Below are 18,802 nucleotides of genomic sequence, written 5' to 3' on the forward strand. Positions count from 1 at the left end.
CCACTAACTGTGGCTCTCTTTTCTTTTTGCCTGGAATGAGATATATTCTTTAGTGAGTTAACAGTCAGTTTTAAGGCAACTTGGAGCCATCCGGGCTGCTGAAGCGGCTTTTTCATAAGACAGGGACTGGGCAGCGATGCGTCCCGGGGATGAACGTCCAGCACAAGCTGGCCTGAAAAAATAGCCATTAACCAAAGGTTCGCCGTTATTTTTCAGGAGGATTGTGAAAAGTTAAGCAAAATCTGATCTGGGAATTAACGTTTTAGCCAAGGGGTAACTGTTATTTTCAGGATAGGAGGTTGGACTTGTTGGAAAGGTTGGCAGTCATTCTTGCCGCAGGGCAGGGAAAACGTATGAAATCCAAATTATATAAAGTTCTGCATCCGGTGTGCGGAAAACCGATGGTCGGACATGTGCTCGACACGGTTCGTGAAATCGGTGTATCCCGAAGTGTAGTCGTCGTGGGTCACGGTGCAGAGGCGGTACAGTCTTATCTGGGACCGTCGGCAGAATATGCGCTTCAGGCAGAGCAACTGGGAACGGGCCATGCTGTCAAGCAAGCCAAGGATCTGCTGGGTCAGGAACAGGGCACCACAATTGTCATTTGCGGGGACACCCCGTTGATCACAGCAGAAACGCTGGAAGGTTTGGTGCAACTGCACGAAAGCCGCGGAGCGGCTGCGACGATTCTGACCGCTGAGTTGGACGACCCCAAAGGATATGGACGAGTTATTCGTGATACTTCTGGGGCTGTGCTTAAGATTGTGGAACAGAAGGATTGTTCACCTGAGGAAGATGCTGTCCGTGAGATTAACACAGGCACCTATTGCTTTGACAATGCCAAGTTATTTGCAGCACTGGACAAGGTGACGAATGCCAATGCGCAGCAGGAATACTACCTGACAGATGTCATTGGTATTTTGCATGGCGAAGGTGAGCAAGTTGAGGCGTATTTGACAGATGACGTGTCGGAATCTATCGGTGTAAACGACAGAGTTGCTTTGTCGGTTGCTGAAGGTTATATGCGCGAGCGCATCGTTCGCAAACATATGCTGAATGGTGTCACTGTCATTGATCCGTCTTCAACCTACATCGGGAGTGATGTTGTCATTGGTTCCGATACAGTATTGTACCCGAACACATGGCTGCATGGTCACACACAAATCGGTGAAGATTGTGTGATTGGTCCGCAAGCAGAGATTCAGAATACGATTATCCACTCAGGAGCAACAGTGAAACATTCGGTGTTGAACGAAGCGGAAGTGGGTAGCAGTACATCTGTAGGGCCGTTTGCTTACCTGCGTCCAGGTGCGAAGCTTGGCGAACATGTGAAGATTGGTGATTTTGTAGAGGTAAAAAATGCGACCATTGGAGATCATTCCAAAGTGTCTCATCTGAGCTATGTCGGTGATGCCAAGGTGGGTACAAACGTAAATATCGGCTGCGGGGCAATAACGGTCAATTATGATGGATATAATAAATCCATTACAGAAATTGAAGACGATGCCTTTATTGGCAGCAATGTGAATCTGATCGCCCCGATTAAGATTGGAAAAGGTGCTTATGTTGTCGCAGGCTCCACTGTAACACATGCCGTCCCTGATAACGACCTGGCCATTGCCAGACCACGTCAAGAGAACAAAGCCGGATATGCGGACAAGATCCGCGCGCGTGCCAAAGCGAAGAAAAAAAGATCGGAATGACCTTAATCAGCAAGCTGTTGAATCTGTAATGAATGAACCAGCACGGAGGGTTTCTATTAATGACTTATTGCGATTCCAAACTCAAAATATTTACTTGTAACTCCAATCCGAAGTTAGCCCACCAGATTGCGGACTACATCGGAATCCCAATGGGGGAATCCCATACCACATCGTTTAGTGACGGTGAAATTCAGGTTAAGCTGTCGGAAAGTGTTCGCGGCTGCCATGTGTATGTCGTACAGTCCACTTGTCTGCCAGTTAATGACAACTTGATGGAATTATTGGTTATGATTGATGCACTTAAACGCGCTTCTGCCAAAAGTATCAATGTTGTTATGCCATATTACGGTTATGCTCGCCAGGATCGTAAGGCTCGTTCACGTGATCCGATCACAGCGAAGCTTGTTGCTAACCTGATTGAAAAGGCGGGGGCTCACCGCGTAATCAGTATGGATTTGCATGCGATGCAGATTCAGGGATTCTTCGATATTCCAGTCGATCATATGCTGGGAGCGCCAATTCTGGCCCAATATTTCCGTTCCAAGCAAATTGAGAACCCGATTGTCGTTTCACCCGATCATGGCGGGGTGGTTCGTGCGCGCAAGCTGGCAGACTTCCTGAGTGCGCCGCTCGCTATTATTGATAAGCGTCGTCCAGAGCCAAATGTCAGTGAAGTGATGAATATCATCGGGAACATTGAGGGGAAAACGGCTATTTTAATTGATGATATCATTGATACAGCCGGAACGATTGTATTGGGTGCAAATGCACTTAAAGAAGGCGGCGTAAAAGATGTGTATGCATGTTGTACACATGCCGTGCTGTCTGGTCCTGCGATGGAAAGACTGGAGAATTCGCCATTAAAAGAGGTGGTTGTGACGGATACAATCCCGATCGTTCACCCAAATCCGACAAGCAAGCTGAAGGTACTGTCTGTGGCTCCATTAATGGGAGAAGCCATCATCCGTGTGCATGAAGAATTGTCGATCAGCAAACTGTTTGAAATCGAATAAGCGCTGGCTCATTTAAAAAAGGGGTTGCTTTTTCCATATGGAAAAGGTAACCCCTATCAGCATGTCAGGCTAAAAGCCTGGGCGAGATATGAATGTAAAGCGTTGACGATTGTATAGTGTGTCCTCTATTTCGACGAAATGCTCATTAAAACGTGCAATGATGCCAATTTGGACATGTTCATTCCCGTCATAAATTTGGACAGGAACGGAATGTTTTAAATGATATAGAAAATGGCTGTCATATAAGAGGATATCACCTTGATTGAGCATATCGGCACGCACCTTCCTGTTCAATACAACTATTTTACCAAAAAATCAAGACTTCGAAAGAGGGTGTCAAGGTTAATGAAGTGGATTGTAGGATTGGGCAACCCTGGTCCCCAATACGAGAAAACGAGACATAATGTCGGATTTATGGCCTTAGATGCTCTGGCCTCGCGTCATAATATCCAGATTACCCAAAGTAAATGTAAGGCTTTGATTGGTGAAGGTCACATTGGTGGCGTAAAAACGGTATTGATTAAGCCTATGACATATATGAATCTCTCAGGCGAGTCCCTGCGTGCTTATATGGACTACTATAAGGCCGATATGGAAGATCTGATCGTCGTATACGATGATCTGGATACAGAGGTCGGTAAAATAAGACTGCGTTATCAAGGTAGCGCAGGCGGTCATAATGGCATTAAATCGATCATTCAGCATACAGGGACGCAGTCCTTTAATCGGATTCGTATGGGCATTTCTCGCCCAGAGCCTGGATATGCTATTGTCGATTATGTCCTAGGCACCTTTCCTAAGAAGGAAAAGGAACTGTTGACCGGAATGATAGAAGATACGTGCAACGCTTTAGAATACAGTCTGAATCATCCGTTTGAGCGGACGATGGCTGAATTCAACAAGTAAGCTCTGACGCAGGTGGACGGGCTTAAATGGAAGATTGTTGGACATACTGAAAGGTATAGAAAACTTTCAGGAGGCATATACATTACATGGTTGTTAATTATGTATGCAGACATTGTCGAACTTTCTTGGGGCGAATTGACTCCGCAGCAATAACCGAAGAAAGGTTGGGCTTCCATTCCTTGACCCCTGCTGAACGTAGAGATATAATAGCGTATAATTCGGGTGGTGAAGCGACCGTTAAGGTCATTTGCGAGCACTGCAGTCAGGCACTGGAAAATAATCCAGAGCTGAGTCTGCTCGTAAACCCGCTCCAATAACAGGTATTCAACTGGTCTGATGTACCAGCTTGAGAGGTGAAGCGGTAATTCCGCTTATGGAGCCTTGGCAGTATTGCTGAGGCTTCTTTTTCGGTTTACATGTTACTATTTATAAGCATAAAGGGGTGCCTTTTTTGTTACAAGCACTTATTCAGGCTTTTACGAAGGATGCTGATTATGCATCCATTGCGGCAGGTATATCCTCAGGCATGAAGGAACAGCTGATATCAGGTTTGTCAGGCTCTTCAAGACAGGTACTGATGGCCGCACTTGCTGCAGATACCGGACGACCGTTAATGGTCATGACACACAATATGTTTGCCGCTCAAAAAATAGCAGATGATTTGCAGGAAGCGCTTTCCCCTGATCAGGTGTTATTGTACCCTGCTAACGAGTTGGTAGCTGCTGAAGCAGCCATATCCAGTCCAGAGACATTATCCCAACGAATTGATGTATTGATCCGATGCGCCCAGGGTTTTCGTGGGATTGTTGTCGTGCCGTTTTCTGGAGTACGGCGTCTATTACCAATCCCGGAGACATGGCGTGAGGCTCGTATTGATCTAAAAGAGGGAGAAACGATTCAGCTGGAAGCGTTTTTGCTGCATATGGTTGAGATGGGATATCAGCGTGTAGAGCGTGTGGAATCTCGTGGGGAGATGAGTGTACGCGGGGGAATTGTTGATTTTTATCCAATGACGACCCGTTGGGGCTATCGTGTAGAGTTGTTTGACGATGAAATTGACTCCATCCGTATGTTTGATCCGCAAGACCAGCGTTCCATTGAAAAGGTACAGGAAGTTACTGTAACGCCGTGTAAGGAAATCATTGCAAATCACCAGCGTATGGACCAAGCTGCAGATGCCGCCGCCATATTGTTGGGGGAACAACTGGACAAAATGACAGATCGTCAAGCTAAGCAGCATTTAAAAGAGGAAATTCATCGCGAAATTGAGCTGCTGCGGGAACATGTGTATTTTGACGAAATCTATAAATATATCTCTCTGCTGTATCCTGAACGTAAAACCTTGGCAGATTATATGCCGGAAGATACGATTCTGATCATTGATGAACCAGCGCGGATGCTGGAAACAGCCAGACAACTAGAACGGGATGAGTCTGAGTGGAATCTGCATTTGCTTCAAAACGGTAAAACTCTACCACAACTGGAGCTATCGGATGACTCGGATAATCTGTTGTATAACCGGAGATTTCAAACGCTGTTCCTGTCGATCTTCCTTCGCCAGGTTCCGCATACCCAGCCGCAAAACATTTTGAATTTCATCTGCCGGGGCATGCAGGATTTTCACGGTCAAATGAATGTACTCAAGGCAGAGATGGATCGCTGGCGCAAGGCAGGCACACAGGTTATGATGCTGGCGAGTGGAGACGAACGTCTGGATCGGATGCGGCGAGTGCTTCAAGACTACGGTATTGATGAGCCAACCATGGCGATCGGTAATCTGCAAAGTGGTTTTGAGATGCCGTCTATTCATCTGGCAGTGATCACTGAGGGTGAGATGTTCTCCCAGAAACAGCGGAAAGCACGTAAGCAGGGCCGACATGTAGACAATGCAGAGCGGATTAAGAGCTACAGCGAGCTGAAGGTAGGCGACTATGTCGTACACCAAAATCACGGGATCGGGAAGTACATGGGAATCGGCACGCTGGAGGTTGGCGGTATCCATAAGGATTACATGCATGTCCTCTATGCGGGCGGAGATAAGCTGTCTGTACCGATTGAACAAATTGATCTGATTCAGAAGTATGTGGGCTCAGAGGATAAGGAACCCAAGATTTATAAACTGGGTGGCAATGAGTGGACGCGTGTTAAAAGCAAGGTCCGCAGCTCTGTTCAGGACATTGCGGATGATTTGATCAAGCTATATGCGGAAAGACAGTCAGCACCAGGGTTTGCCTTTGAAAAGGATTCGCCGGAGCAGCAGGAATTTGAAGATATGTTCCCGTACGATGAGACACGTGACCAGATTCGGGCCATTGAAGAAATTAAGAAGGATATGGAGCAGAGTCGTCCGATGGATCGTTTGCTGTGCGGTGACGTAGGCTACGGCAAGACGGAGGTGGCTATTCGTGCTGCCTTTAAGTCTGCTATTGAGGGCAAACAAGTGGCTGTGCTGGTACCGACGACGATTTTGGCACAACAGCACTATGAGACATTCCGTGAGCGTTTTTCCGGGTATCCGTTCAATATTCAGGTATTGAGCCGTTTCCGCTCGCGCAAAGAACAGAATGAGACGACCAAGGGAGTTCGACAAGGTACGGTTGATATTGTCATCGGTACTCACCGTCTACTTTCACAGGATCTGGTGTTTAAGGATCTGGGGCTGCTCATTGTTGATGAGGAGCAGCGTTTTGGCGTAACGCACAAAGAAAAGCTAAAAAAATTGAAAACGAACGTAGACGTATTAACGTTAACGGCAACACCTATTCCGCGTACACTGCATATGTCCATGCTGGGTGTACGTGATTTGTCAGTCATTGAGACGCCGCCGGAAAATCGTTTTCCAGTGCAAACGTATGTCGTTGAGCATAGCCAGACTCTCGTTCGTGAGGCAATTGAACGCGAGATGGCACGCGGAGGGCAGGTCTACTATCTGTATAATCGCGTGCAGGGCATTCAGGAGATGGCCGCCGAGATCAATGCGCTTGTCCCAGACGCCAAGGTGGGTGTAGGTCACGGACAGATGTCTGAAACGGAACTGGAGAAAACCATTTTGGATTTCCTGGATGGTGAATATGATGTGCTGGTAAGCACAAGCATTATCGAAACCGGTGTGGATATCCCCAATGTGAATACACTCATCGTGCACGATGCCGATAAAATGGGGCTATCCCAGCTGTATCAGCTGCGCGGGCGTGTAGGTCGTTCCAATCGGATTGCCTATGCTTATTTCACGTACCAACGTGATAAGGTGCTTACAGAGGTGGCGGAGAAGCGGCTTCAGTCTATCAAAGAATTTACGGAGTTGGGCTCCGGGTTCAAGATTGCGATGCGCGATTTGTCCATCCGCGGGGCGGGGAACTTACTTGGTGCCGAGCAGCATGGATTCATCGCATCCGTCGGTTTTGATCTTTACTCGCAAATGCTGGCTGAGGAAATCAATAAGCGTAAAGTCAGTGTGCTTGGAGAAGAGGACCAGTCCAATCGGAATTGGAGTACATCGATTGATTTGGGTGTCGATGCTTACCTGCCTGGAGACTATATCTATGACAGCATCCAGAAGATTGAGATTTATAAAAAGGTTGCAGCGGTCAGCACCTTTGACGAGGCTTCCGAACTGGAGGACGAATTGGTTGATCGATTTGGCGATTTGCCAGAGGCGGTTCGTCATTTGCTTGCTGTGGCTCGTCTTAAAGTATATGGACGGATGTATGGAATCGAGTCCATTGTACAGCGGGATGACAATATCGTGCTGAAATTCCATGAAGGACGCCAGCAGGCGGTTCAGACTGCCAAACTTGCCGAGATTGGCAATCGCTTTGAAAGACGTGTACAATTTGAACAGGGCACATCTATGAGCGCACGCATAAAGGGCAAAGGTCTAGATGATCCACAGTTGCTAGAACTGCTGGAGCAATTTTTGAGTGCATTGAAAGAAGCATTCACATTGAAGGAGGAACTGCAAAATGCCACAACTAAATAAAAGAAAACCTTGGAGAATGCTCTCCTTGGGCATGGCAGCGTTGCTGGCTATATCGGTGCTGGCAGCATGTACGAAGCAAGCGGATGAAAGTAAGGTCAAGGACGAGCCGAAGGACAACAGCAAGGTTGTCGTGACCTATAAGGGTGGAACGATTACCGAAAATGAGTTCAACCAAGAAATCAGCATGATGAAATTCTTGTATCCGGAATATGAGGCTGCTTTAGCTTCTGATCAGGTACGGGAGCAAATTGTAAAGCAGGAAGTAGTGTACAAGCTATTGGCAGCGAAGGCGGATGACAAAGCCAAGGAACAGGGTGCCAAACAAGGGAATGAACAGTTGGAGCAGTATAAAAAATCGGTCGGTGAAGACAAGTTTAAGAAATTTCTGACTGATCAAAAGCTGACTGAACAAGGTGTGAAAGATTACTTCACGCGTGTAATGACGGTAATTAACAGCGAAACCAATAAAGTAACGGATGAGCAGCTGAAACAGGAATTTGAGAAAAATAAAGATCAATTCACGACAGCAACTGTGCGTCATGTATTGATTAATTTCGAAGATCCAAAAACAAAGAAACAGCGCACAAAAGAGGCTACTCTCAAGCTGGCCAAAGAAGTAAAGGCGAAGCTGGACGCTGGAGCAGATTTTGCAACGATTGCCAAGAAGTATTCGGAAGACCCAGGTTCCGCATCTAATGGAGGGCTGTATGAGAATGCATCTGTAGCACAATGGGTACCCGCTTTTAAACAGGCTGCCGAGACTCAACCGATTAACAAAATTGGTGACCCTGTGGAAACAGAATACGGATATCACATCATCAAAGTGGAGTCCCGGAATGAGCCAACATTTGATAAATTGAAGGACAACGAAAAGGCTGCCCTGAAAAATAAATTGGCTGGGGAAAGTATTCAAAACTTCTCCGAAAATGATTTGGCGAAACTTGACCTGAAAATCAATCTGCCGAAGGCACCTGCTGCGAAAGAAAACAGTGGTGCAACGTCCGGTGCAGGCAGTACAACTACACCGAGCGGAACAACAAGCGGTACGAGCGATACTAAAGCTGGAACAGCCAAAGATGGAGCTGCAAGCGAAGGTAAATAACTGAACATGCATAAGGAATTGGGAACAGATGAATACTATGGTCAGATATCACCATAAACACCATGACCGCGACGTTCTTCGTGACCGCTTCTGGGGGAGTGGAAGCGTCTTTCGATACCGTCAGTAGTTTACTAAATTCTTCTTGAGAAAGTGGGGCAACATGTGAAATGAAAGCTACTGGTATAGTTCGCCGTATTGATGACCTTGGGCGGGTAGTTATTCCAAAGGAAATTCGCCGCACCTTGAGAATTCGTGAAGGAGATCCGCTTGAGATTTTTGTGGATCGTGACGGAGAAGTCATTTTGAAAAAGTATTCTCCTATTGGTGAACTTGGTGATTTCGCCAAAGAATATGCTGAGTCCCTGTTTGAAAGCACAGGCCATATTACGATGATTACCGATCGTGATACCATTATTACGGTGGCTGGAGGCTCGAAAAAAGAGTTTCTGGACAAGCAGATCGGCAGCATTATCGAAAGTAGCATGGATAATCGTAAAACTGTGCTGGAGACAGCCAGTGGCTCTTATGAGCTAACGCGAGACCACGAAGAAACACTCTCGTCCTTTGTGACGGCTCCCATTGTTTCGGGTGGTGATCCTATTGGTGCTGTTATATTGTTGAACAAGGATGAAAATGTAAAGATGTCCGAAATGGAGGTCAAGATGGCTGAAACAGCCGCTGGCTTCCTGGGCAAACAAATGGAACAGTAACACTCCGTTTCACCCCTGTATGACGTAAAGAATGGCCAAAGCCGTTCAACGTTGTACAGGGTTTTTTTTCTTTCCGGAAGAAGAGACGGTATAATAGGACTCGTAAAAATGCTTATTCCAGGTGGGAGTGGAGACGGAGAATGCAAGAGAATCGCGCCGCTTCGCGGCTGCTACGGGGCGCTGTCATTTTGACACTGGCAGCGGTAGTGAGCAAGCTTATCGGCACATTGCAAAAAATTCCGCTGCAAAATATTGGTGGCGACGGCGTGTTTGGCATTTATAATACGGTGTATCCTTTTTATACGCTGTTCATTACTATTGCAGCGGCTGGATTCCCGGCGGCCGTATCCAAATTTGTAGCTGAGTATGAGGCCGTAGGAAACCGGACAGCGGGGCAACGTGTTGCCCGGCTTTCTTCGCTTGTATTGGGCGTTTTTGGATTAATCCTAGGGCTGCTAATGTATACGTGTGCACCGCTAATCGGTCATTGGATCGATAACGCTCATGTCATTCCATCGGTGAGGGCGGCGGCAGTTGCCTTTTTATTCGTGCCGGTGATGGCGGGACTGAGGGGCTATTTTCAAGGCTTGCAAAATATGATCCCGACGGCTGTCTCCCAAGTGACGGAGCAGGCGATAAGGGTAAGCGTGATGATCGTATTGCTGCTGTTTATGCTGTCACAAGGAGCAGGGGCGGATATGATTGCCGCTGGAGCAGTGTTTGGTTCAGCAGCAGGCGGAGCAGCGGGCTTGATTGTCATGCTATTGTATTGGCGAGGGCACCGAAGGAGGCTTGAACGGCAAGGAATGATCGTGGCGACAGTGCAGGCACAGACTGATGAGCTTCAACCAGCAGAAAGCAACGGTGCTTTGCTAAAGGCACTGCTGCGTTATGCCTTGCCTGTGTGCCTTGGAGCGCTAGCCGTACCGCTAATTAATCTGGTAGATACATTTACCGTCCCTCGCTTGTTAAAGCAGGAGGGTTTGGACGATACTGCGGTTATGGTGGCCTTCGGCGTGTATAACCGAGGGCTTCCGCTAGTACAGCTGGTCATGATGTTGGCCACCACATTGTCGGCACTGTTCATACCCTCGCTGGCTGAGGCTCGGGTGACCGGAGGTACGGAGTTGGCACGTCGTCAGTGCGAGCAATCGCTGCGCTGGTTTTGGCTGCTGGGACTAGCCGCCGCGACAGGTCTGATCGTGCTGGCCGTGCCCGTCAATGTGATGCTGTATGCAGACGACACTGGCAGCACGGTGATGCGCTGGATGGCGCTGACCGCTGTAGGCGGCACGCTCAGCATCATCTCGGCTGCGCTGCTGCAAGGGCTTGGCGCGGTTCGCGCGCCAGCTCTGGCGATGCTCGTCGCCGCAGCGGCCAAGGCGCTGCTAAACTGGCTGCTCGTGCCGCAGCTAGGCACGGCTGGAGCCGCCATTGCGGGGGCAGTCGCCTATCTGCTGGCGGCTGTGATCAACATCGTGCTGCTGGCCCGCTTGGTGGGGCTGCGCGCGAGCTGGTCGGCCAGTGTGCTCAAACCGGCGGCATTGCTTGTCGCCTTGGCTGTAGCAGCCTGGGCGGCGATGTGGGGCACCAGCGCTGTGCTGGGTGCCATGGGCTGGGCTGCCGGGGGTCGTGCCACGGCAGCGGCGGAGAGCCTGCTGGGTGTAGCAGCAGGCACCGTCGTGTTCGTGATCGGCCTCGCACGCTTGAGGTTGATCACGGAAGCCGAGCTTGTGGCGGTGCCTAAGCTCGGACGCCCGCTAGCAGCCGCGCTGCGCAGACTGCGTGTACTGGCTTAGCCCGGGTTGTGCAGCTTGCCACATGAAGGCAGTACAAGCCATTTTATGAGCCTATACCACTTTGTGGTATAGTAAATGCCAAAGCAAAGGAAGCGGAAGCTGGACAGCGCCGGGTGTTTTTTCGGAGCCTGAATCCTGCTTTTGCGGAACGGAGGATTGGATATGAGCGTAACATTAACGGTCGTAGGTCTGGGCTCGGGAGATCCCGATCAGCTTACAATAGGGATATTGAACAAAATGAGGGGCGCTTCAGCGCTCTATCTGCGAACCAGGGAACATCCAGCGGTTCGAGTTCTAGATGAGTTTGAAGTGGCTTTTGAGTCGTTTGATGCGGTGTATGAGACAAAGGATTCTTTTCCAGAGGTGTACGAGGAAATTACCAGTCGATTGATGGAAAAGGCTGCTAAGGCGGCAGACGGAAGCGAAATCGTCTATGCAGTTCCCGGTCACCCGATGGTGGCGGAAGCAGCGGTGCAGTTGCTTAAGGAGCGTTGTCCTGCGCAAGGGATTGAACTAAACATCTTGGGCGGCGAAAGTTTCCTGGATGAGGCTTTTGTGCGTCTTGGTTTTGATCCGATTGAGGGCTTTCAACTGTTGGATGCAGGTACACTGGATGCAAGCTGGCTCCAGCCTCAGTTGCATACGCTGATTGGACAAGTATATGACACTTTTACGGCTTCCGATGTGAAGCTATGCTTGATGGAACGGTATCCTGACGATTATGAGGTGTATGTCGGCCACGCGCTTGGGGTAGAAGGTGAGGAGGCGGTCCACAAGGTGCCGCTGTACGAGCTGGATCGAGTAGAGGGCTACGGCAACCTATCCTTGGTATACATACCTCGCAGTGAAGATGAGGCGCTGAAACGGCGTTCTTTTGACCGTCTGCACGAGATTGTCGATATTTTGCGCAGTCCGGAAGGCTGTCCATGGGATCGTGAACAGACACATCAATCGATCCGCAAAAATCTGATCGAAGAAACGTATGAGGTCATTGAAACCATAGATGAGGATGATCCTGAGCATATGAAGGAAGAGCTTGGCGATCTGTTGTTGCAAATTTTGCTGCATGCTCAAATGGAAGAGGAAGTCGGGACCTTCAATGTGTATGATGTGATCCAGGGACTGAACGATAAGCTTATTTTCCGTCATCCACATGTATTTGGTGACAATCAAGCCAACGATGCCGAAGAAGCGCTGCAAAACTGGGAACAGATGAAGGCAGAGGAAAAACGGCTTAAAGGTACGACGGCAGCCCACCCTTCCGTACTGGATGGGGTTCCACGTGATCTGCCTGCTCTTATGAAATCGTACAAGCTTCAGAAGAAAGCAGCTAAAGTAGGCTTTAACTGGGATAGCATTGAAGGCGTATTTGATAAACTGGACGAGGAAGTAGCTGAGCTGAAGGAAGCGGTTCGTGAAGGGCATTCCATGGAAGCTCAGTTGCTTGAGTTGGGCGATGTGTTGTTTGTTGCTGTGAATGCAGCCCGGTTCATGGACGTAGATCCGGAGGAGGCGCTGTCAGCCACTAACCGCAAATTTGTAAGTCGTTTCCAGTATATTGAGCAGAAATTACGCGAGCAGGGACGTCGTCCTGAAGACAGTAGCGTAGACGAGATGGAGACTTACTGGCAAGAAGCGAAAAAGCGTTTTGACAGAGATTGATTCCTTAGATTTGATCTTTGGCTGTATAGGCCAGTAAAATGGACATATGTAGGGCTCAAAACACGCCCAACTTGAGCAGACTTGCCAATGGGCAGAGTTTTGTAGTAGGATGTTGGCTTAACTGGGGGTCGAATAAAAAAACGCCTGATATTGCAGGATTTTTAAGGACAAGCCAGAATAACTTGTAGTAATTCTGAAAATAACTGTATCTTGTAGTTGAACTTGTTACAGTGGTATTCAGGAAGGCTTCGGCCACAGTTGGACCTCACGTCTGCTCCATCTATGGATATGTAGCGTGATGATTATTTTTTGACATTTAGGAGGCTTTTATCTTATGAACAAGACAGATCTGATCAACAATATTTCCAGCAAAAGCGGTTTGAGCAAACGTGACGTTGAAGCTGTATTGAATGGCGTTCTTGGTGAAATTACAGATGCACTTGCTAGTGGCGACAAAGTACAACTGATTGGATTTGGTACTTTCGAAACGCGCAAGCGTTCCAGCCGTACAGGCCGCAATCCACAAACCGGCAACACGATTGAAATTCCAGAATCGACCGTTCCTGCTTTTAAAGCCGGTAATAAGCTTAAAGAAGCCGTTAACTAATGCGTCTTGATAAATTCTTGAAAGTCTCGCGGCTGATTAAGCGTCGTACAGTAGCCAAGGACGTCTCCGAACAAGGGAGAGTGCTGGTGAATGGACGTGAGGCCAAACCGAGCAGTGCGGTCAAAGTAGGCGATGAAATTACCGTCCAATTTGGCCAGAAGCTGGTGACCGTGCGAGTGGAACGGCTCGCCGACACTACACGCAAGGACGAGGCTGCAAGTATGTACACTTTGGTAAAGGAAGAGCCTATTGCCAGGGACAACGGTTTGAACTGGTAAGCAGGCATCTGATCTTCTCATAATGTTGTACATAGAGGCATTCCTTCATATTTTATGAAGGGATGCTTTTTTCTTTTGAATGATGAGCTTTCGTCTAATATATGCTCGTGAAAAGCCAAAGCAGTTCTAAATCATGCTCTCCCCTTCATAAGCTAAGAACAGAAGGAGGGGTACATGCCATGATTGAACAAGGGAAGTCCAAGCATCATGATCTGCGCATGCAAAGCCGCAAGCAGCTCGACATTTCAGGCGTCAGCAATGTGGAGAGCTTTGACAGTGAAGAGTTTTTGCTTCAGACCGAGCTGGGCCATCTCACCATTCGCGGACAACATTTACATATCAAAAACCTCAGTCTGGAAGAGGGGCTCCTGTCCATTGAAGGTCTGATCAATTCCCTCGTCTACCTGGAGCCTGGGGCCCCGGCCAAAAACGGAAAAAGCCTATTCGGCAAGCTCTTCAGATGAATCCTTACACACAATGGCTGACATTAACGTGGATGCTGTTGTCGGGCATAGCTATGGGAGTGGTATTTGACAGCTACCGGGTGCTGTCAATCCGCTTTCACTTTGCCCGTTGGAGTGTTCATATGTTGGACGTGCTGTATTGGGTGGCCTCGGCTTTGTTTATTTTCCGTGTGCTGTACGCGAGTAATCGCGGTGAGCTGCGGTTTTATGTCTTTTTAGGACTACTTTTGGGGGTTTGGCTCTATTTTTGGGCCTTTAGTGTTACAACCCAACGTTTTGTGGTAATGTTAATAGAGATCGTTCGCAGACTGACGTTGATCGTGAACAGCATACTGCGCATCCTGATTGTTCTTCCGGTGTTAGCGCTGTATCGGCTGTTACGCAAGCTGGTCGGATGGACATGGGCACTTATCGTGCTCCTAGGAAGGATGCTGATATACATCCTGATGCCGATTTGGAAACCGATCTTATGGTTGGTTGGTCCACTTATAGCGCGTTGGAAAACTCCAGATTCGCTCATAAAGCTAGGTATCAGACTGAAAAATACAGCAAAAAGATGGTTTGGAAGGGGGTAGTATCATGCGTAATTCGTCTGTAGATCGCCATTCATCTCCTACGTCCAAGTCCAATGCGGGCGGACGCAGGCGAATCATGATTTGGTTGCTATCGCTTGCCGCCTTTGGTAGTTGGGCTATATTCACCTTTTTTTCTCAAGGCATGATTATGGCCGATCGGAATGAACAGCTCATCCAGAAGGAAAAACAGAAGCAAGCTGCTACACAAACGGAACAACAGCTTCAAACCGAAGTAAATCGTCTCAAGGACCCTGAATACATCGGAGAAATTGCCAGAAGCAAGTACGGTCTTTACAAACCGGAAGAGACACCAATCATCGGAGATCAAAAATAGGAGCATTATCGGGCCAATGGTTAGTTGACCTTGGTTCCGCCATTTTGTATAATCAAATCACCACAGCGGGATTTTTTTGCAAAAAAATCGGTTGTATATTTTAAGGGAGGATCATTTTATTCTATGGCAATTGAAGTGGGCACCAAGTTAGAGGGCAAAGTGACAGGCATCACGCATTTTGGAGCATTTGTGGATTTGTCTGGAGGTGTCACGGGTCTCGTTCACATCTCGGAAATCGCCGATAACTATGTTAAGGATGTTAACGACCACCTGAAGATTAATGATGTTGTGACGGTGAAAGTCATTAATGTTGACAAAGACGGCAAAATCGGACTTTCCATTAAGCAAACGATTGATAAGCCGGCAAGTGAAGCCCGTCCACCAAGAGCTCCAAGACCGGAGCGTACAGGAGGAACAGGTGGAGGAGACCGTTTTGGCGGCGGAGGTTCTGGTCCAAGTCAGGGACGCGGTGGTGGTTTCAACCGCGATCGTGGAGGCCGATCTTTCAAGCCTGCACCGGGTAAACCTTCATTTGAGGATAAAATGTCACGCTTCCTGAAAGATAGTGAGGAACGCATTTCGTCGCTGAAAAAGAACACCGAAGGTAAACGCGGAGGACGCGGCGCGAAGCGTGTTTAATTCACTTTGACAACCGTATCAACCATACACGGAAAACCGTACAGTCGAAAGACTGCTACGGTTTTTTTGCGTTTTACCGACAAGAGATACGGCAGGCCATGACTGCGGATAATACATTCGGGTGACGTTGTATGGGGACATTTTTAAAATTAGCAATTCCATGAAGAAGACAAGAAGCATCCCTTGGAATATTGGATGTTTTTTTTGTCGTGTGGACATAATCGTCCGACAAACTCCAACGGTTTTCCGTCTATCTTCCGTGCAAATCGCTAGATTTGGTATCAGGATGACCGACATAGAGAGGTCGTCCAAAGCGTAGAAAGACACAACTTCCATCTGCTTCCACACGGGCGTGGCTTGGGGTACAGGGATATGGTCTGTCCTTTCGCGCGGAACGTTTTTTTGTCGGAAATTTCTTGGAATAAGCCGTGAGGTTCTGACAAACTTTCTCAATCGTTCCGGTTTAAGATGGGAACATCAAATTGATGAATGGGGTGCCTGACGCATGATGGAGAAATGGAACGTGGTACATTTTCCGGGGTTAAAATCTAGAAAGTCCAAATCCAAAGAGCGTACGGAAGGTTGGTCTTCCAGACTCAAGAAACGGCTCGATTCACATAAAGTGGTGCAATGGATAACCGCGCAAAGATGGATGCTGCTATTGTCAGCTATGGGAGTTCTACTGGGACGCGCCACTATTTTGGACGAGCTTTCTCCTTTTGCCCTCGCTTATTTTGCGGTCATTACATTCCTTCGGCGTGATCTAATGCTGCCTGTAGCTGTATCCGTTGTGATAGGCTGCCTTTTAGCTCCTTACCCATCGTTATTCATGATTGGTGGTGAGCTAATCGTATTTTATCTCCTGTATCGTGGGCTACGAACCTTCGATCGTCTGGAATTATCCTATGCCCCGCTTATGGTCTTCTTGTCTGTGTTTATGGTCAATCTATTTAATGCCGTGATGGCTCCCACTTTTACATGGTATGAGCTGGTCATTGTAGGGACGGATGCGGTACTCAGTTTTATGCTTACCCTGGTGTTCACACAGGCCATACCGCTATTTACGTATCGTAAGAAGGCAAGCCAGCTCAAAAACGAAGAAATTTTGTGTCTTATTATTCTATTAGCCTCTGTGATGACGGGAGCAGTAGGATGGACCGTTCATTCACTGTCTATAGATCATGTACTTTCACGATATTTGGTCTTGGTGTTTGCTCTCGTGGGAGGTGCTTCGCTGGGTGCCTCGGTCGGTGTGATTACCGGTTTAATATTAAGTTTGGCCAATATGTCCGCCATTGTGCAGATGAGCCTGCTTGCTTTTGCCGGTTTGCTGGCAGGGATGCTGCGTGAAGGGAGGAAAGGTGCAGTGGCCCTTGGTATGCTGCTAGGCTCCTCCATCTTGACGATCTATCTGGATGGGACTGGAGACGTGCTGACATCAACCTGGGAGAGCTGCGCGGCAATTCTATTATTTTTAATGACTCCAAAAAGTTTCTTAAAAGCGGTTTCCACCTATGTCCCGGGTACACAGGATCACGCCAAGTCCCAGCATGAGTATGCCAAAAGGGTTCGTGATCTCACTGCCGAGCGGGTGACGAAATTTTCCCGTGTATTTAGGCAGCTATCCCGCAGCTTTCATCAAATATCTGCCAGTGAAGGGGCAAAACCGGACGGAGAAATCGAACACTTTATGAATGCGGTGGCGGAAGGGACATGTGCCTCTTGCTTTAAGTGCGAGCAGTGCTGGGACGGGAAGTTTATGCAAACCCATCAGTATATGACGGAAATGATGAGTGCCATTGAGGATAATCCTGATTTGGAGCCGGAGCAGATGCCGCCGCAATGGAGCAAGGCATGTGCCAAAACAGGCGCTGTCCTGCAGGTCATGAAACAGCAGTATAGTCTCTACCAGCATAATATGCAGTGGAAGCGCCAAGTATACGATAGTCGTCAGCTTGTTGCTGACCAGCTCTCAGGTGTATCGCAAATTATGGAGGATTTAGCACGAGAAATTCAGCGGGAAGGGCAAACCATGCATCGGCAGGAGGAGCAAATCCGAGAGGCCCTTGATAGACTGGGCTTATCCATCCAATCCATCGAAATTATTAGTCTGGATGCAGGTCAGGTTGAAATTGAGATTGTCCACGCCTATACAAGGGGATTTGATGAATGCCGGAAAATCATTGCTCCACTGCTGTCAGACATACTCGACGAGCATATAGCTGTCATGCGCGAAACGGCGGCAGATCACCACCAAGGCTTGGCTACAGTTATGTTCGGTTCTGCTAAAACATATGAGATTGCTACAGGAGTAGCTAGTGCTGCTAAAGGAGGCGATTTCTTCTCAGGAGACAGCTACAGCATGATGGAGCTAGGGAATGGAACTTTTGCAGTCTCTTTAAGCGATGGTATGGGGAACGGAGAACGTGCGCAGCAAGAGAGCAGTGCAGCATTGAACATTTTGGAGGAACTACTGCAATCGGGTATGGACGAAAAATTGGCAATCAAGTCGGTTAACTCTGTCCTGATGCTCCGATCACCTGAGGAAATGTATGCTACGGTGGATATGGCGCTAATTGATCAGTACACGGCTCGGACAACCTTTATGAAGATCGGATCTACGCCAAGCTTTATTAAAAGAGGGGAAGAGGTCATTCCTGTATCTGCCAGCAATTTACCAATTGGTATTATACAGGATATCGAAGTTGATTTGGTGTCGCTGCAGCTTCAGCCGGGAGATATTCTCATTATGATTACAGATGGTATATACGATTCACCAGGTTATGCAGTTAATAAGGAAATATGGATGAAACGCATGATTCAGGAGATTGAAAGTGAGGATCCACAGGAACTGGCTGATTGTTTGCTAGAACGGGTTATCCGATACCAACAAAATCAAATCTATGATGATATGACGGTCGTCGTTAGTAAAATAGATCACTTTCACCCCGAGTGGGCCACACTCCATGTACCTGGCATGAGATGGTTGGAACGTCCACGGACGGTGAGCTAGATCGACATTGCCCGGGAA

The 18,802-nt window shown here is 48.0% G+C and carries 17 protein-coding genes; 16 read left to right on the forward strand and 1 reads right to left on the reverse strand.

Annotation, left to right across the window (positions count from 1 at the left end; translation table 11 throughout):
• The first annotated feature begins 305 nt into the window (after nucleotides 1-305).
• Nucleotides 306-1,703 carry a bifunctional UDP-N-acetylglucosamine diphosphorylase/glucosamine-1-phosphate N-acetyltransferase GlmU gene (gene glmU, locus FKV70_RS23470; protein ID WP_142614729.1) on the forward strand — a complete coding sequence of 466 codons (1,398 nt, stop codon included), beginning with the start codon at nucleotides 306-308 and terminating at the stop codon, nucleotides 1,701-1,703.
• Between the two features lie 59 nt (nucleotides 1,704-1,762).
• A complete protein-coding gene (locus tag FKV70_RS23475; RefSeq protein ID WP_010349537.1) occupies nucleotides 1,763-2,716 on the forward strand; it encodes a ribose-phosphate diphosphokinase in 954 nt (317 codons plus the stop codon).
• A gap of 69 nt (nucleotides 2,717-2,785) precedes the next feature.
• Here FKV70_RS23475 and FKV70_RS27035 read toward each other — a convergent pair whose 3' ends face one another.
• Entirely contained in the window at nucleotides 2,786-2,986 is a 201-nt protein-coding gene (locus FKV70_RS27035; RefSeq protein WP_063208345.1) for a hypothetical protein, read from the reverse strand.
• A gap of 75 nt (nucleotides 2,987-3,061) precedes the next feature.
• On the opposite strand from FKV70_RS27035, the gene pth reads away from it, so the two are divergent.
• From pth to spoIIE, 14 genes are all read left to right on the forward strand, one after another.
• Nucleotides 3,062-3,622, forward strand: coding sequence for an aminoacyl-tRNA hydrolase (gene pth, locus FKV70_RS23485; protein WP_064795719.1), 561 nt, complete (start codon nucleotides 3,062-3,064; stop codon nucleotides 3,620-3,622).
• Between the two features lie 86 nt (nucleotides 3,623-3,708).
• The gene (gene fin / locus FKV70_RS23490) at nucleotides 3,709-3,939 is read left to right on the forward strand and encodes an anti-sigma-F factor Fin (protein ID WP_063208349.1); all 231 of its coding nucleotides are present in this window, start codon (nucleotides 3,709-3,711) and stop codon (nucleotides 3,937-3,939) included.
• Nucleotides 3,940-4,073: 134 nt separating this feature from the next.
• Nucleotides 4,074-7,601, forward strand: a complete 3,528-nt coding sequence (gene mfd, locus FKV70_RS23495; RefSeq protein WP_064795718.1) for a transcription-repair coupling factor — start codon at nucleotides 4,074-4,076, stop codon at nucleotides 7,599-7,601.
• Nucleotides 7,585-8,703, forward strand: coding sequence for a peptidylprolyl isomerase (locus FKV70_RS23500; RefSeq protein WP_063208353.1), 1,119 nt, complete (start codon nucleotides 7,585-7,587; stop codon nucleotides 8,701-8,703). Before mfd ends, FKV70_RS23500 begins: the two co-directional genes overlap by 17 nt.
• A 167-nt stretch (nucleotides 8,704-8,870) precedes the next feature.
• Complete coding sequence (spoVT, locus tag FKV70_RS23505; protein ID WP_063208355.1) at nucleotides 8,871-9,413, forward strand: stage V sporulation protein T; 543 nt, start codon at nucleotides 8,871-8,873, stop codon at nucleotides 9,411-9,413.
• A gap of 140 nt (nucleotides 9,414-9,553) precedes the next feature.
• The gene (locus tag FKV70_RS23510) at nucleotides 9,554-11,212 is read left to right on the forward strand and encodes a putative polysaccharide biosynthesis protein (RefSeq protein ID WP_142614730.1); all 1,659 of its coding nucleotides are present in this window, start codon (nucleotides 9,554-9,556) and stop codon (nucleotides 11,210-11,212) included.
• 162 nt (nucleotides 11,213-11,374) lie between these two features.
• The gene (yabN, locus tag FKV70_RS23515; protein WP_142614731.1) at nucleotides 11,375-12,874 is read left to right on the forward strand and encodes a bifunctional methyltransferase/pyrophosphohydrolase YabN; all 1,500 of its coding nucleotides are present in this window, start codon (nucleotides 11,375-11,377) and stop codon (nucleotides 12,872-12,874) included.
• A 334-nt stretch (nucleotides 12,875-13,208) separates the two neighbouring features.
• Nucleotides 13,209-13,481, forward strand: coding sequence for an HU family DNA-binding protein (locus tag FKV70_RS23520; RefSeq protein WP_007428028.1), 273 nt, complete (start codon nucleotides 13,209-13,211; stop codon nucleotides 13,479-13,481).
• The gene (locus FKV70_RS23525; RefSeq protein WP_016818913.1) at nucleotides 13,481-13,759 is read left to right on the forward strand and encodes an RNA-binding S4 domain-containing protein; all 279 of its coding nucleotides are present in this window, start codon (nucleotides 13,481-13,483) and stop codon (nucleotides 13,757-13,759) included. Before FKV70_RS23520 ends, FKV70_RS23525 begins: the two co-directional genes overlap by 1 nt.
• Before the next feature lie 179 nt (nucleotides 13,760-13,938).
• Nucleotides 13,939-14,223 (forward strand): sporulation protein YabP, encoded by a 285-nt coding sequence (gene yabP, locus FKV70_RS23530; RefSeq protein WP_063208361.1) that lies wholly within the window; start codon nucleotides 13,939-13,941, stop codon nucleotides 14,221-14,223.
• The gene (gene yabQ, locus FKV70_RS23535; protein ID WP_063208363.1) at nucleotides 14,220-14,798 is read left to right on the forward strand and encodes a spore cortex biosynthesis protein YabQ; all 579 of its coding nucleotides are present in this window, start codon (nucleotides 14,220-14,222) and stop codon (nucleotides 14,796-14,798) included. Before yabP ends, yabQ begins: the two co-directional genes overlap by 4 nt.
• 4 nt (nucleotides 14,799-14,802) lie before the next feature.
• Entirely contained in the window at nucleotides 14,803-15,132 is a 330-nt protein-coding gene (locus FKV70_RS23540) for an FtsB family cell division protein (RefSeq protein ID WP_063208365.1), read from the forward strand.
• 123 nt (nucleotides 15,133-15,255) lie between these two features.
• Nucleotides 15,256-15,771, forward strand: coding sequence for a S1 domain-containing RNA-binding protein (locus FKV70_RS23545; RefSeq protein ID WP_063208367.1), 516 nt, complete (start codon nucleotides 15,256-15,258; stop codon nucleotides 15,769-15,771).
• Nucleotides 15,772-16,276: 505 nt separating this feature from the next.
• Complete coding sequence (spoIIE, locus tag FKV70_RS23550) at nucleotides 16,277-18,784, forward strand: stage II sporulation protein E (protein ID WP_142614732.1); 2,508 nt, start codon at nucleotides 16,277-16,279, stop codon at nucleotides 18,782-18,784.
• Nucleotides 18,785-18,802: the final 18 nt, after the last annotated feature.

The organism is Paenibacillus ottowii, assembly GCF_006874425.1.
Lineage (GTDB): Bacteria > Bacillota > Bacilli > Paenibacillales > Paenibacillaceae > Paenibacillus > Paenibacillus ottowii.